The organism is Streptomyces viridiviolaceus (assembly GCF_014650995.1).
GTDB lineage: Bacteria > Actinomycetota > Actinomycetes > Streptomycetales > Streptomycetaceae > Streptomyces > Streptomyces viridiviolaceus.
On sequence record NZ_BMWA01000004.1, the window covers coordinates 16046 to 31487 of the forward strand.

Annotated in this window: 9 protein-coding genes; 5 read left to right on the plus strand and 4 right to left on the minus strand. The window is 73.4% G+C overall.

What is annotated here, in order from left to right; genetic code table 11:
• Nucleotides 1-121: 121 nt before the first annotated feature.
• Both IE260_RS06080 and IE260_RS06085 read left to right on the plus strand, forming a co-directional pair.
• Nucleotides 122-2935, plus strand: a complete 2814-nt coding sequence (locus IE260_RS06080; RefSeq protein ID WP_189869436.1) for a helix-turn-helix transcriptional regulator — start codon at nt 122-124, stop codon at nt 2933-2935.
• Nucleotides 2936-3150: 215 nt separating this feature from the next.
• Nucleotides 3151-3558 (plus strand): hypothetical protein, encoded by a 408-nt coding sequence (locus IE260_RS06085; RefSeq protein ID WP_189869437.1) that lies wholly within the window; start codon nt 3151-3153, stop codon nt 3556-3558.
• Between the two features lie 151 nt (nt 3559-3709).
• On the opposite strand, the gene IE260_RS06090 is transcribed toward IE260_RS06085, so the two are convergent.
• Nucleotides 3710-8083, minus strand: a complete 4374-nt coding sequence (locus IE260_RS06090; RefSeq protein WP_189869438.1) for a CHAT domain-containing protein — start codon at nt 8081-8083, stop codon at nt 3710-3712.
• Nucleotides 8084-8149: 66 nt separating this feature from the next.
• Between IE260_RS06090 and IE260_RS06095 the strand changes: the two genes are divergently transcribed.
• Nucleotides 8150-8536 carry a hypothetical protein gene (locus IE260_RS06095; protein WP_189869439.1) on the plus strand — a complete coding sequence of 129 codons (387 nt, stop codon included), beginning with the start codon at nt 8150-8152 and terminating at the stop codon, nt 8534-8536.
• A gap of 5 nt (nt 8537-8541) precedes the next feature.
• Nucleotides 8542-9360: a hypothetical protein gene (locus IE260_RS06100; RefSeq protein ID WP_189869440.1), complete on the plus strand. Its 819-nt coding sequence runs from the start codon at nt 8542-8544 to the stop codon at nt 9358-9360.
• Nucleotides 9361-9380: 20 nt separating this feature from the next.
• Here the strand turns inward: IE260_RS06100 and IE260_RS06105 are convergent, their stop codons facing one another.
• The 3 genes from IE260_RS06105 to IE260_RS06115 all read right to left on the minus strand — a co-directional run bounded on the left by IE260_RS06105 (nt 9381) and on the right by IE260_RS06115 (nt 13643).
• Nucleotides 9381-10670 (minus strand): phosphatase PAP2 family protein, encoded by a 1290-nt coding sequence (locus tag IE260_RS06105; protein WP_189869708.1) that lies wholly within the window; start codon nt 10668-10670, stop codon nt 9381-9383.
• A gap of 741 nt (nt 10671-11411) precedes the next feature.
• Complete coding sequence (locus tag IE260_RS06110) at nt 11412-12605, minus strand: NAD(P)/FAD-dependent oxidoreductase (protein WP_189869441.1); 1194 nt, start codon at nt 12603-12605, stop codon at nt 11412-11414.
• Nucleotides 12606-12698: 93 nt separating this feature from the next.
• Entirely contained in the window at nt 12699-13643 is a 945-nt protein-coding gene (locus tag IE260_RS06115; protein ID WP_189869442.1) for an RNA polymerase sigma-70 factor, read from the minus strand.
• Between the two features lie 130 nt (nt 13644-13773).
• Here IE260_RS06115 and IE260_RS06120 point away from each other — a divergent pair, with 130 nt between their 5' ends.
• Nucleotides 13774-15414, plus strand: a complete 1641-nt coding sequence (locus tag IE260_RS06120; protein WP_189869443.1) for a multicopper oxidase family protein — start codon at nt 13774-13776, stop codon at nt 15412-15414.
• Nucleotides 15415-15442 lie beyond the last annotated feature (28 nt).

The window sequence follows — 15442 nt, forward strand, 5'->3', positions numbered from 1 at the left end:
ACCCCGGGGAACCATCCCGTGGCCGGACCCGGGGCGGGACAGAGTCCGCATGACTCCCATGGAACCCAGAAGGGAAATAAGATCGCATCAGCGCACAAAGTGGCAGCGGAAAGATCGACTCATGGGCATGCCAGCCATCGATTCGCACGTCGCACTCCGGGGCCGCGGCAGAGAACTGGCCGCGTTGGAGCAGGTGCTCGCCACGGCGCGGTCGGGCAGCAGCGCGGTCCTGGTTCTGCGTGGTGAGGCAGGGATCGGCAAGACCGCGTTGCTGGACTACGCAGCGGGCCGAGCCGTCGGGTTCCGTACCGTCGGCGTCGCGGGCATCGAGTCGGAAATGGAGCTTCCGTTCGCAGGCCTCCATCAGCTTTGCTCACCCATGCTGGGCCGGCTCGATCGGCTGCCCCCACCGCAGCGCCACGCACTCTCCGTAGCTTTCGGACTACGTGAGGGCGAGGCATCGAATCGGTTCCTGGTGGGCCTGGCGGTGATCGATCTGCTTGCCGGCGCCGCTGGTGACCGCCCGCTGGCCTGTCTCGTCGATGACGCGCAGTGGCTCGATGACGGATCCCTGCAGGTACTGGCGTTCGCCGCCAGGCGGCTGATGGCCGAACCGGTGGCCTTGATATTCGCCGTGCGGGACTCCTACGACGATCGTGAGCTGGAGGGTCTGCCCGAGCTGACCGTCGAGGGCCTCGGCGAGCACGACGCACGAGCCCTGCTGACGTCCGCCGTCCGGGTGCCGCTCGACCCGCTGGTACGGGACCGGATCGTGGCCGAAGCACACGGCAACCCGATGGCCTTGTTGACCTTGCCACGCGCGCTCGCGCCTGCCGATCTCGCGGGCGGATTCTGGCTTCCCGGCACGCGCCCCGTGGAGAGGTGCCTGGAGGACGCCTTTCATCAGCAGTTCCGGTCACTGCCGCACGACAGCCAGCGGCTTCTGCTCAGCGCTGCTGCAGAGCCGACCGGAGACGTGGAGCTGCTGTGGCGTGCGGCCGGTCTGCAGAGAATCCCGGCGGACGCCGCAGTGCCGGCAGAAGTCGCAGGCCTGGTCGACTTCGGGGTCGGAGTGCGCTTCCACCATCCCCTGGTGCGCTCGGCCATCTACCAGAGGACGTCCGCGCCTGAACGCCGGGCGGCGCATCACGCACTGGCAGAGGCAACCGATCCCCGCGTTGATCCTGACCGCAGGGCGTGGCACCGCGCTCACGCCGCCTCCCGGCCCGACGAGAGGGTCGCCGCCGACCTGGAGCGCTCGGCCGAGCGGGCCCAAGGCAGGGGCGGCGCAGCTGCGGCAGCCTCCTTCCTGCGGCGGGCGACGGAGCTGACACCCGACCCCGCACGCCGCGTCGCCCGTGCACTGGCTGCAGCTCAGGCCCACATCGACGCCGGCGCAGCCGACCAGGCCGACAACCTGCTGGCAGCCGCGGAGGCCGGCCCACTGGACGACCTGCAGCAGGCCCGGCTCGAGCGGCTGCGAGCCCGGCTGGTGTTCTCCCGAGTACGCGGAGGGGGCGCGCCCCGGCTGCTGCTCGATGCTGCCCACCGGCTGGCGCCCCTCGACGCCGCCCTTGCCCGCGAAACTCTGCTGGAGGCGGTCGGCGCGGCGGTCTTCGCCGGTCGTCTGAGCAAGGGACCCGGGCAGCGGGAGGTGGCCCAGGCGGTTCGCGCCGGGCCGCCGCCTTCCTCACCGCCGCGGACGGTCGACATCCTCTTGGATGCCATGACCGGTTTGGTCATCGATGGCCACGCCGCCGGCGTCGACGCCCTCAGACGTGCGCTGCACACCGTCCGGCAGGAGCAGAGGTCCGGCCCGGCAGACGCGGAAAGGCACTGGTTGTGGCTGGCGTTCCGAGTGACACCCGAGCCTCTCGCTCCGGAGCTGTGGGACGACGAGGCCTGGCAGGAGCTGGCGACTGGCGCCGTCGGCATCGCCCGCGAAGCAGGTGCGCTCGCCGTCCTCCCGATGGCTCTGACCTATCAGGCCTGTTTCCACGCGCATGCCGGCGATCTCGACACGTCGGCGGCGTTGATCGACGAGGCGACGGCGATCTCGGAGGCGACCGGCGGCACGCCCATGATGTACACGTCACTGGTGCTCGCTGCCTTGCGGGGACGGGAGTCTCAGGCGTTGGACCTCATCGCGAGCACCGTCGAGGAAGTGGTTTCGCGGGGCGAGGGACGCTCACTCGGTCTTGCCGAGTATGCGTATGCGGTGCTCTACAACGGCCTCGGCCGCTACGAGGACGCCCTGTCGGCCGCGAGGCGCGCGTGCCGGCACGAGGATCTGGGATTCTACGGCTGGGCGCTGGGCGAATTGATCGAGGCGTCCGTCCGCAGCGGGCACCCGGGAGCCGCCGTGCCCGCGCTGGAACAGCTCGCTGAAAGAACGCGCGCCAGTGGAACCAACTGGGCCCTTGGCGCGGAGGCTTCCTCGCGCGCGCTCCTGAGCGAGGACCGGGGCGACATCGCCGATGCGCTCTACCAGGAGGCGATCGAGCGTCTGGAACGATGCCGGGTCACCGTCCACCTGGCGCGCGCCCGCCTTTTGTACGGCGAGTGGCTGCGCCGCCGGAACCGCCGCCAGGACAGTCGCGCACAACTGCGCTCCGCTCATGAGACGTTCAGCGGCATCGGAGCCGACGGCTTCGCCGAGCGTGCCCGCAGGGAGCTCATGGCGACCGGGGAGACCGTGCGCAAGCGAACGGTCGGCACCGGTGCAGAGCTCACCGGCCAGGAGGCCCAGATCGCCAGGCTGGCCAGAGACGGCCACACCAACGTCGAGATCGGCGCCCAGCTGTTCATCAGCCCCCGCACGGTGGAGTGGCACCTCGGCAACATCTTCGCCAAGCTCGGCATCAGGTCGCGCAGACAGCTCCGATCGGTCCTGTCAGCCCCGGCACAGGGGCCCCGGTGGCGTAACCGGCCGTGAAGCAAGACCCAGCCAGAGCGTCGGCCCAAGGCTGGTGGTCCGCAGGCGCGTCGTGGGGTGGGTGCCGATCCGGTTTCAGCGCGTCTGGGCGCCCATTCGTCCGCTGAAAGCGCTGTGAGGGCGTCGTGAAACCCGGTGGGTGCAAGCTCCGTACCAGAACGAAGGCGACGCGAGCCCCACCCGGGGGCCGCGGAGAATCCAAGGAGCACACCACCATGACCATCACCCTCAGCGCCCAGGACAAGCTCACCCTCCGGACCGCCGCCTACGGCGCCGTCTCGCTCATGGCCGCCGCCGACGCCGCCGGCTCGCCCCACAAGGTCGCCACCCACGGCAGCATCGCCCTGGCCTCCGCGACCGGCCCGATCGGGCACGTGCTGGCCGAGAAGTCGAAGATCGAGAACCTGAACGGCAAGTCCGTGGCCGAACTCGCCGACCACGTGCTGCCGGCCCTGACCGCGGCCATGGTCCTGCTCAGGAAGCAGGACCCGGCCGAGGCCGAGAACTTCCGCAGCGTCGTCGGCGTCGCCGTCGAAGCAGCCGTCCGGGCCCGCACGGGCGAGCCCGGCCCCGCCATGGCCGAGATGAGCCGCAAGATCAGCGGAGCCCTCGCCGCCGCGTGACCGGGTGCCGGGTCGTGACCGCCAGAGGTCATCCCGTTGAGGGCTTTCACACGCGAAGCCGTCCAGTACTCCCGCGAAGTCCGTTCCCGGCTTCGGAGTTCCGAAGGCGAGGCTCCGGTGGTCGCCGGGTCGTCCTGAGGCGGCGTGCCCTCTATGTCCCCGCGTGGACGTACGCCGCCCACAGGTGCGGGCGGTCGGGGACGCGGCGGCGCAGTTGGCGGACCGTGTCGTGCAGGGCGTAGGCGGCGCCGGGGGTGCCGGCGGCTGTCGTACGCCGGTAGAAGTCGCGGGTCATGTGGTCCGCGTGGATGCTGTCGATCTCCCACAGGGTGCCGACCGCGGTGGGGAAGCCGGCCAGCAGGAAGGAGCTCGTGATGTGGATGGCCTCGTCCGTGAGGCGTTCGGCGGTGCGTGCGGTGCCGCAGGCCGCCAGGAAGGCGAGCTGCGCCGAGCGCGGGCGGGTCCGGCAGATCTCCAGGACCGACACCGGCTCGCCGCCGGGCAGGTGCAGCAGGGCGCCGGAGGGCTCCGTCGGGTCGGTGGCCGCGTGGCAGCCGAAGTGGGCCCACGTGGCCTCGTGCAGCGCGGTGAGCACGGCCTGCCGGGTGGCTGCCGGGCCGACCAGCGGCGGGCGCGCGCCGAGGAGTTCGGCGGCGTAGGCGGCGGCCGCCGCGACGCCGGGCAGGTCGTCCTCGGGCGCGGCGACCAGGAGGGCGCCGCCGTGGTCGGCCGCGTCACGCCGCCGGGCGCGGGCACGGGCGTACGCCAGGGTCTGCAGGCCCGGGACGTACGACGAGACCACGGTGTCGAGCGCGGCCCCGCAGCCGTCGAGCGCGCAGTCGGGTGCCGTGCACTGGGCCGCGTGCAGCGGCAGGGTGTTGAAGGGCCCGGTCGGGACCCACCAGATGCGCGGCCACTCGCCGTGCCGGGGGACGGGGTCCGCCGACCCGGCCAGCTCCAGCACCGGGCGCACGATCTTGTGCCAGGTCCACGCCAGCGTCTCGCGGACCGTGTTGCCTGCGGCGACGAGCCGGAGCGGGGAGGGTCTGGCGGTGCCCTGCGCGTTGATGGCGTCGACCGCATCGCGCAGCCGCCGCGCCGTGTCGGCGATCTCGTCGGCCCCGGCGTCCAGGGGCAGGGCGGTGATCGACCGGTGCGTGACGACGAGGGCGTGGCACGAGCGCCGGCCGTGGTTGAGGACCACGACGGGACCGTCGGCCGCGAGGGCGCGCAGCTCCTCGGCGGTGAGCGGGCGCAGGAAGCCTTCGAAGCCGGGCCGGGTGCGGATGCGCCGTACGACGTCGTCGAGTTCGTTGGATGCGCGCAGGCCGGCGAGCCGGGCCCACTCGGCGTCACCGGCGGCGGACGTCTCGGGCCGCGCTTCGAGCTGCTCGGTCAGCCGCTCGAACTCGTCCGCCAGCGCGGGGTGCGCCGAGCGCAGGTCGCCGATGTCGGCGCGGGCCTCGATCCGCCGGGCCAGCAGCAGACCGCGGCCGCGTTCCAGCAGTTCGGCGGCGCGGTCGACGTCGGGTCCTTCGGCCGTCCGCGCGAGGACACCCGGCCCGGGCGCGCTGTCCCCCGCCTCGGCCCCGCGCGGTGCCTGTTCCGGGGTCGCCGGTCGGGCGGGGAGCTCGCGGCCGACGAGGTGGTTGAGGACCAGCTCGACGATCGACCGGATGTCCCCCTCGAACGTCGACAGACCGTGCTCCGCGGACGCCTGGTCGCTACCCCGGTCCGTGATGCCCGCCATGGCCTCGACGCCCGCTTCGAGATGGGCCAGGGCGAGGTCGACCCGGGGCTGCTCCCGGCCCAGCTCACCGGCTGCGGCACCGATCTCGCCGTGAGCCCGTACCCACACCGGGATCGCGGGATCACGCCACGCCGCGGGGTCCGCGATGCCGTCGAGGCGTGCCCGGACGGGCGCGAGGAGGGCGGTGAGGAAGTCCTCCGGGGTGGCGGGGGCGCCCTGGGGCCGGGGGGCGCCCGTGGTGGTCGTGACCTCCGGGAGGCGGCCCCGTCCGATGAGGTCGAGGAACATGCGCATCGTGGCGCCCACGTCGACCGGGGCTCCCCGGGGCGTCTCCTCCGACAGGACGCGGCTCAGCTCGTCCGCCTCGGCCAGCAGGGCCTGGGCCCGCTCCGGTTCGGTGGCGCGCAGTGCGACGGACCGCTGCGCGAGTGCCCGGGCGAGCGTCATGGCGGTCATCGGCCGCATCGGGTGCCCGGCGTGGCACTTGGCGAAGGTCTCCCGGCACTGGTCGAGCACGGCGTCGCCGAGGTCCGGGCGGGGGCCGCCGCCGGGGCCGACGGTCTCCACCAGGTCGACGTAGGCGTCGCCCATCAGGTCGTACCGGACCAGGCCGTCCCCCGCGGGCGCGGCGCGTATGACGTCCCGCATCCTGCGGGCGATCCGCCGGGCCCGTTCCAGCTGGGCCGGTTCGTGGCCGAAGAGGTAGTTCTGCAGGGCGCTGTGGAGCTCGGTACGTGCCGACAGGACCTCCTTGTCGGTCTCGGACAGCGTTGGATCGCCGGGCCGGGGCTCCCCTTCGGCCGCCGGGATGCCGGGCGTGCCCGCCGCCGAGGCGAGCAGGGCCGCCGCCTCGCGCGCGCCCTCCGCGTCGAAGCTGACGGACGACAGGGTGGTGAGCGCGTCCGCGAGCATCCGGTGGAACTCGCCCGGCAGGTCGGCGGCGTGGGAGCGGGCGTAGCGCAGCAGCTCGACGACCTCCGCGAGGGATGCGGGGTCGGCGCGGTCGGCGGAGCGGGCGGACAGGGCGCCGCCGAGCACGGCGGCCAGGTAGGGGCGCACGGTGGCGTCGTCCTCGTCGAGACCGTCGAAGAGCTCCCGGACGATCCCGATGTCGGCGTCGAGGGTCTCGCGGCCGTCGAGGCGGACGTCGTCCATGCGCGTCAGCAGCTCCGCCATCGTGCGCAGTTCGTCGTCGTCCGGGCCGCCCGGACCTTCCTCGCCACCGGTGGTGACCGCCATGAGGGCGACGGGCAGGGCGGCCTCGAACAGGCCCCGCCGCAGCAGGTCCGGCGCCGGGAAACCGCCCGGAGCGCCGGCCGCGGCCTCCTCGGTCAGTTCGCGGGACTCCGCCGCGTACAGGTCCGCGCGGGCGGGTGCGGTGCTCCGCAGCGCCTGGGCCCGCGCCCCGGTGAGCGCGGCCAGTACGGCGACGTAGGCGTGGCGGTGGGGCCGGCCGGCGGGGAGGGCGGCGAGGGCGGTGCGGTAGCGGGCGATCCGCTCGTCGGAGGAGTCGTCGGGCCGGAAGCCGGCGGCCAGGGCGACGATCTCCAGGTCGATGTCGACCGGGCCGCCGGCACGTGCGGCGCGCTCCCGGCCCCGCTCGGCGTAGTGCCGCAGCAGCGGCCGGAGCCGCTCCAGGTCGGCGGGATCGTCGCTCCGGCTCAGCTCCTCCAGCTCCCGGTACGCGGCGAGGGTCTCGCGGAGCTCGCCGCTCACCGCCCCGACGGAGTCGAGCAGTTCCACGGCCTCGACGGCCGCCGCCTCGTCCTCGCGCTCCCTCGCGAAGGCCGCGAGCGCCTTGCCGAGCGCGGCGGTGACCTGGGGGCGTGCGGGGTGGCCGACGGGGGTGGCGGCCAGGGCGGCACGCAGTCGCCGTACGGCGCAGGCGATGCGGCCCGCGTCGTGCTCGGCACCGCCCGCGTCGGCGATGGCCGCGCCGACGCGCAGGTCGCGTTCGCCGGGCCAGGCGAGCGGCTGGGCGTCCAGCAGACGCAGGAAGCGCAGCCCTTCGGCGGTGTCCGGGGTGAGCGCGCCGTCCGGTGCGGCCGCGACCAGCCGTTCGACGAGGGCGAGCCGGGGCGTGCCGAGCAGCCGTGCCGCGTCCACCACCGTGCGCAGGGCGGCCGCGGCGGCGGTCCGCGCCCCGTCGGGATCGAACAGGCCCGGTCCGGCGGAGGCGAGCCGCGTGCACACCGCCCTGCCGTACCGGGCCGCCGCGGCCAGCGCGTCCGGCTCCGCGGCCAGCCGGAAGCGCGTCAGGTGGAGTTCGTGGGCGTGGAGCGCCAGCTCCACGAAGCCCACGTGGTCGTCGGCCCGGACGTACTCGAACGAGGTGTCCGACCAGGCGAGCGCGGTCTCGAGAGCGGTGACGCTCTCCTGCTGGGGCCCGTTGACCACGGCGTCGGCGTACGCCGAGCTCATCAGGTGGGCGAACCGTGCGTCGTGGGACGGATCGGCGGGGTCGAAGCCCTCCAGGAGGGCCTCGGGGAACCGGGCTTCCTCGGACAGGCGCGGGGCCAGGAAGCCGAACGTGCCGGACACGACCGCCAGGTTCTGCGCCGCGTCGGGGTCCTCGGCGCCCTGGTGGCGGCACCAGAAGGTCCAGAGGACGGCGGCGACCGAGTCCAGGTCGACCTGCCCCTCGGGCGAGGGCGCGGCCTCCCGCAGCAGGGCCAGCGCGTCGGCCACCGCGTCCTGACCGCGCAGGGCCGCGGGGTCGCGGGCGTCCTGAGCGGTGACGACGCGTGCGACCACTCGTTCCCGGAGCTCGGACATCGCTCCTACATTAGTCTGACTGACTGTCAGAGGACGTTGTTTCTCCGGGCATTCAGGGAGGCCGCCGTGGGGGCCGGGGCAAAAGCGCGCAGGGTGTACGAGGGCGCCGTGGAATACCTGTGCCGCAATGTCGAGGAGTTGCGCCCGCTGGTCGCCCCCACCGTCTGGGAGTCGGCCTTCCCGGTCGTACGGGACGCGGACCCGGCCGGCACCGAGTGGCGGGACGCCGTGCGCGCCCTGCACGACGCGGTCGAGTCGGCCGGGGTCCCGAACGGGCTCGGCCTGCCCGCCACCATGGGCGTGGGCGACTGGCCGGGCGCCCCCACCCCGCAGTCGGCCGGCTGGGTCTGTCCCACGCGCCGCTGCGCCCGGGTCGAGCTGCGGGACGCGGCCGCGGCGCCCACCCCGGTCTGCGACCTGGGCGGGGGACCGATGCGCCTGGTGGACGGCTGACGCCTGTGGGCCTGCTCATCGAGCTGCAGAAGCGCATACCCGACGGGTGGTTCCTGCGCCGGCTCCTGCCCGCCGCGCTGTTCGTCGTGGTCGCGGTCGTCGGCGGCGGGGAGCTGGGCCACAGCCACTGGAACGACGTCGCTCTCGCCCGCGAGCGGATCGCCGCCGCACTGCGCACGGGCGGCGGTCTCTCCGCGGACGCCGTCGCCTCGGTCGTGCTCTTCGCGGTGCCGGTGGTGGGGGCCGCGTTCGCGGTGCCGTACGCCGCGGCCGCCATCGGGGCACTGGCGTCCGGGGCCTGGCCGTGGTGGCTGCAGCCGGCGGGCCGGCGGCTGAAGGCGTGGCGGACCCGGCGCTGGGTGGAGCCGGACACCCTGGCCAGGGACTCCGTGCGGGCACGCGCCGCGGGTCACGCGCTGCGCGCCGACCGGCTCGACGCGCGGGCGGCCCGCGCCCGAACCGCAGGGCCACCCCAGTCACCGACCTGGTCGGGTGACCGGCTCCGTCTCACCGAGGCGAACATCAGGAGGGGGACCGGCGGGGACGTCGTCAGCGGCTGGACCGCACTCCTCCTGGGAGCCGCCGATCCGCCCCGCGCCGCGCTCGCCGAGGCCCGTGACGCCTACGACGCGGCCTGCGAGGCCCTCGCCTGGAGCGCGGCGTTCACGGTCCTCGGCGCCTGGTGGTGGCCCGCGGCCCCGGTCGGCGTCCTCCTCGGCCTGGCCTCCTGGCGCTCGCTGCGCCACGCCGTGCAGGCGCTGTGCCGCACGACGGAGGCGGCGTTCGTCCTGCGGGAGACGGCCCCGCCGCCCGCACAGCCCTGAGGCGGACCGTGCGGCCCGCCTCAGGCGGGTTCGAGTTGCGGTCCCGGTTGCTGTGCCGGTGCCGCGGCCTTCGGTTCCCATCGTCTGGCGGTCCGCACGTAGCCGTGGACCACCGAGGCCGTCGCCAGAATGAGAAGTGGTCCGGAAACCCACGGATGTTGAGCCATGAGCACCGGCAGGAAGCGCGCCGCCGACAAGAGCGCGGCGAAGACCGCCGTCCCGTGAGCGACGAGCTGGATTCCCGCCCGGTCCCAGCCGCGGTCGAGGGAGCGCAGCGCGGCCTCGATCGTGACCGCGAACACCACGCCGGCGAGGAGGTCTATGCCGTAGTGATAGCCGAATCCCAGCGTCGCGCCGAGCGTCGCGACGAGCCAAAACGTTCCTGCGTAGCGCAGGATCCGTGGCCCCTTGCGGGAATGGATGAAGATGGCAGTGGCCCATGCCGTGTGCAGGCTGGGCATGCAGTTGCGGGGCGTGATCCCGTCGTACATCACCGGGTGCGGGGTGACGAGAGGCGGCAGCGTGTCCGGCCACAGGTTGGCCACGGCCCACTGCTCGCCGCCCGTGCCGAACGCGCCGGTGCCGTAGGCGAAGACCGGTCCGACCACCGGGTAGATCATGTAGATGCCCGGCCCGACGAGGCCGATCACCAGGAAGGTGCGTACGAGGTGATGGCGCGGGAAGCGGCGGTCGACCGCCACGTTGCGCAGCTGGTACAGCGCGACGACGACCGCTGCCACCGCGAGCTGGACGTAGACCCAGTCGAGGACGTGGGCGCCGACCGGGCCCGCGGCCCTGACGATCCGGCCCGCCAGCCACGACGGATCGCCCAGCGCGTGGTCGGCGGTCGCCACGTACTGGTCGAGCACCGCCGGACGGGTCTTCGACGTGATCAGCAGCCAGGCATCGCCCGTCTTGCGGCCGGCCACCAGCAACAGGCCCAGCCCGACGCCCTTCAGCAGCAGGACCCGTTCCCGGCCGGTGCGGCGCGTGAGAGCGAGGACCGCGCAGCCCAGGATCACCCACAACGCGCCGTTGCCGAAGGAGTGTCCGTCGGTCACCCTGGCACCGGCCGCCCACCGCACCAGCGCGAAGACGACGTCGACGCCGATCGCGACAGCGGCCGCGACGAACCGTTGCCGCCAGGTGAGCACCACCATCATCAACGCCATACTGGCGTACAGCAAAGGCCCCGATTTGGGGGCGAATATCACTTCTTTCGCCTGGTTGGTGATCGGCCCTGGCAGGCCGTAGCGACGCGCGGCGATCTCCAGCGCGATGAGGAATCCGAGGGTCGCCGCACCCGCCACGGCCCAGAGTCTCGCCCGCGGGTCGCGCCCCGCGGAGAGCGCGATTCCGCGGCTTATTCGCGGAAACACCCGCGATGGTATGTATTTCAATCGTCAGTCGCTTTACTGGGTTCTGGGTGAATGGTTACCGGCAGGTCGACGGGCGGTGAGCCGAGCAGCCCGTCGGCACAGGAAGACGGAAGGATCTCAGGCCGGGTTCCGGCCGCGTGAGTCGGGGCCGACCGTCCGCCTGACGTCATCGCGCCGCGGTCCGCCCGGCGCGGCCGTCGGCGGCGTCGGGGCGGAATCGCCGTCCTGGCGCATGCGGGACGAGCCCCCCGACCCGGAAGCGCCGGCTCGTCGCGACCGCCTGCCTCAAGGCCCCGCACCGGGAGTTGGACGAGGAGCGCACCACGGAGGGCGACCCGTACCACCCCGCACACCCGCGCGGTGCCGGCCGAGCCGGCAGCGATCTGAAGCGCGTCCGCCCGTTCGCGGAGACGTTCCCACCGGGCCCCGGACCGGTCGTGGAGCTGTCCGACGACGAGCCGCCGGACGACGGGCACAACGCTCTGCTGCCCCCGGACGCCTTCCACCTGCCGGTGGGCCGCCCCGTCACCGACAAGATCTACCGCGACGCCGCCCACCGGTCGCGGCTGGTACTGCCGTTCACGGCGCGCGGGGCGGCGCAGGAGAAGCAACGGGGCGCGGCGCGGCCCGCGGTGCGAAGAGGCCGCTCCCGTGCGGCAGCTCGGCGCCCACTCAGCCCACGGCGGAGCGGGCGCCCGCCGGGGCCGGCTCGCGCAGGACGCGGCGGCGCCGGGTCGGCATCCCGATCAGCGGGTTGGCCACGCCCCAGGCCGCCCCCTTGCAGACCAGTTCCTTGTAGACGGCGGCGAGCCGCCCCGTCAGGGCCGCGCGGACGGCGCGGTCGTCGGCGGTGACGTACTGGATCAGACCTTCCCTGCGGCCCAGCGAGATGCACTGGTTGAAGTAGCGCAGCGGCACGTCCGGAAGCTTTCCGCCGGTCAGCCGGGCCGCGATGGCGTCGGCGGCCTGCCACGCGGTGGGGACGCCGGAGGCGCACGACATCCGCAGCGGCTTGTCGCCGGGGCCCGTCACCCTGGCCGCGTCTCCGACGGCGTACACGTCCGGGTGCGAGACGGAGCGCATGGTCCCGTCGACCACGATCTGACCCGTGTCGGTGACCTCCAGGGTGGTGGCCTTCGCGATCGGGTGGACGGCGAAGCCGGTGGTCCACACGGTGACCGCGGCCGGGATGGACGTGCCGTCCGCGGTGGTGACGCGATCGGCCTCGACGGCGGTGACGGCGGCCTGCTCGTGCACGGTGATGCCGAGCTTGCCGAAGACCTTGCGCAGGTGGCGCACGCCCTTGGGGGAGAGCCAGTCGCCGAGGCCGCCGCGCGCGGCGAGGGCGACGTCGAGGTCAGGGCGGGCCTCGGCGATCTCGGTCGCGGCCTCCAGGCCCGTGAGCCCGCCGCCGACCACGACGACGGGCTGTCCGGCGTCCAGGCGGGCCAGGCTCTCGCGGAGCCGGAGCGCCCCGGCGCGGCCGGCGATCTCGTGGGCGTGCTCGGCCGTGCCGGGGACACCCTGGTCGTCCCAGCCGCTGCCGAGGGCGTACACGAGGGTGTCGTACTCCAGCTCCTCGGCGCCGCCGGCGTCGAGGACGGTGACGGTCCCGCGGTCGACGTCGACGCCGGTCACCTTGCCGAGCCTCAGTTCGACGCCGGTGCCCGCGAACATCTCGCTGAAGGGCCGGGGCCTGAGCTCCTGACCGACAGCGAGCTGGTGCATCCGGACCCGCTCGACGAAGTCGGGCTCGGCGTTGACGAGGGTGATGGCGACGTCCTCGCGGTGCAGCCGCCTGGCGAGACGCCCGGCGACGATGGCTCCGGTGTAGCCGGCTCCGAGGACGATGATGCGGTGCTGCATGTCGCGCTCCTGTCTTCAGCGGGTTCGCCCCCCTGAACCGGACGGCCCGCCGTTTCCTGACAGGAACGCGATGTGAAGCACCTCACACCGAGGTCAGAAGGCGCGGAGCAGGGGTTCGCCGTGGCCGGAGGCCGCCCACCGCCCGGTCGCGCGTTCGAGCTTGTCGGGGTTGACCTGGCTGCGGAACGCGGCGATGCCCTCGGCGGTGACCTCCAGGCACATGACGCCGATGACCCGCCCGTCGAGGACCACCACGACGGCGGGGTCGCCGTTGGCGGTCGCGGCGAAGACGTCGGGCGAGCCGCCGACCAGGGCGCGCTTGGCCTTGCCGGGTGTGAACAGGCCCCGCATGAACTTCGCGACCGCGAGGGCGCCCTCGAACGCCTTGGCGCGGGCCGGGACCTTCCCGCCGCCGTCACCGATCGCGACGGCGTCCTGGGTGAGCAGCCGCACGAGCGGCTCGGTCCTGCCGCTGGTGGCGGCCGCGAGGAACTCGTCGACGATCCGCCGGGCGGCGGCCTCGTCGATCGCAGTGCGGGCCCGGCCGGCCGCGACGTGCTTCTTGGCGCGGTGGAAGATCTGCTGGCTGGCGGCCTCGGTGATGTCGAGGATGCCGGCGATCTCCCGGTGCGGGTAGTCGAAGGCCTCCCGCAGCACGTACACCGCCCGCTCCCCCGGGGAGAGGCGCTCCAGCAGGACGAGGACCGCGTACGAGACCGATTCGCGCTGTTCGGCGGTGTCGGCCGGACCGAGCATCGGGTCCCCGGCGAGCAGCGGCTCGGGCAGCCACTGGCCCACGTAGGTCTCGCGCCGCGCGCGGGCCGAGGTGAGCTGGTTGAGGCACAGGTTGGTGAGGACCTTCGTCAGCCATGCCTCGGGGACCTCGATGCGGTCGACGTCGGCGGCCTGCCAGCGCAGGAACGTCTCCTGCACGGCGTCCTCGGCCTCGCTCGCCGAGCCGAGGAGGCGGTAGGCGATGGCCTCCAGGCGGGGCCTGGACGCCTCGAACCGGTCCACGTGGTCCATGGTCAGCGCCATGGCCCGGATCCTAGCCCCCGCGGTGCGACGGCCGCCGCACCGCGGCCCGGACGGTCCACGGCCGTGGTGTTCAAGAGACGCGCCGTCTCCAATCTCACATATAAGCCCACAAAACAGGTCTTATATAGACATGCACACATATACGCGGCGCACCTTGCTCGCTGCTTCGCTCGCGGCCGCCGGCTCGGGGGCTGCCCTGACCGCCTGCACCGGGTCCGGCCCGCACCCCGGGACCGGGGCGGGGCCCGCCCGTCACACCGGCGGCCCGCACAGCGGCGGCGGCTTCGTGCCCAAGGGGCCCAAGGGGTACGTCAACCCGTCCGATCCCGAGGTCATCGCCGCGGAGAGGAGACGCGGGTCCGGGCCCCTCCGCAGGTTCAGGCTCACCGCCACCGAGACGTCCCTCGACCTGGGCGGACGGACCGTCAGGACATGGGCGTACGGCGACACGCTGCCCGGGAAGGAGATCCGGATCAACGCGGGCGACGTACTCGATCTCACGCTCGCCAACCATCTGCGCGAGTCGACGACGCTGCACTCGCACGGCATCCGGATGCGCTGCGACATGGACGGTGTGCCGGGCCTGACCCAGTACTCCATCAAGCCCGGCGCGGACTTCACCTACCGGTTCGCCGTGGCGCACCCGGGCACCTACTGGCTGCACTCGCACTCGGGCATGCAGCTCGACCGCGGGCTGTACGCCCCGCTGATCGTCGAGGACCCCAAGGAGCCGTTGTCCTACGACAAGGAGTGGGTCATCGTCCTGGACGACTGGCTGGACGGCGTGGCCGGCTCCACCCCGGACGCCGCGCTCACGCAGTTGCAGAACGGCAAGGTCCGCCCGATGGACATGGGCGAGGGCAGCGGACACGACGGTTCACGCCACGCCGGGAACGGCGGCCCGCAGGCCTCGGGCCCCGGCCGGGCCGCCGGGCCCTCCCGCGTCCTGCGGCACTCCCGCAGCCGGCTGCTGCACGGCATGGGAGGCAACGTCGACTACCCGCTCTACCTGGTCAACGGCCGTCTCCCGACGGCTCCCACGGTGTTCCGGGCCCGCCCCGGGGACCGCATCCGGCTGCGGATCATCAACGCCGGGGGCGACACGGGCTTCCGGGTGGCACTGGGCGGTCACGAGATGACGGTGACGCACACGGACGGCTACCCGGTCGAACACCGCAAGACGGACGCGCTCTTCCTCGGCATGGCCGAACGCTACGACGTGCTGGTCACCGCCAAGGACGGGGTGTTCCCACTGGTCGCGCTCGCCGAGGGCAAGCGCGCGAGGGCCCTGGCGGTCCTGCGCACCGGCAGCGGGAGACTCCCCGGCCCCTCCGCGCATCCGGACGAGCTCGACGGCCGGATCGTGCCCGCCAGACGGCTCGTGCCGCACGAGTCCGTCGCCCTCAGCGACCGCGAACCGGACCGCGAGATGCGCATCAAACTCACCGGCGGCATGAAGAACTTCGACTGGGGCTTCGACCACGAGCCGTACTCCATCAAGAAGCGCGTCCCGGTCCGGGAAGGCGAACGGATCCGCATCTCCCTCATCAACGCCACCCACATGTGGCACCCCATCCACCTGCACGGCCACACCTTCGCCCTCACCGGCATCGACGCGGCCGGAGCCCGCAAGGACACCGCCCACGTACTGCCCCACCGGAAACTCGTCATCGACTTCTACGCCGACAACCCGGGCCTGTGGATGCTGCACTGCCACAACCAGTACCACTCCGAATCCGGGATGATGACCATCCTCGGCTACCGGAAGTGACGACGACACGGCCCCGCCCCGGCCGTGA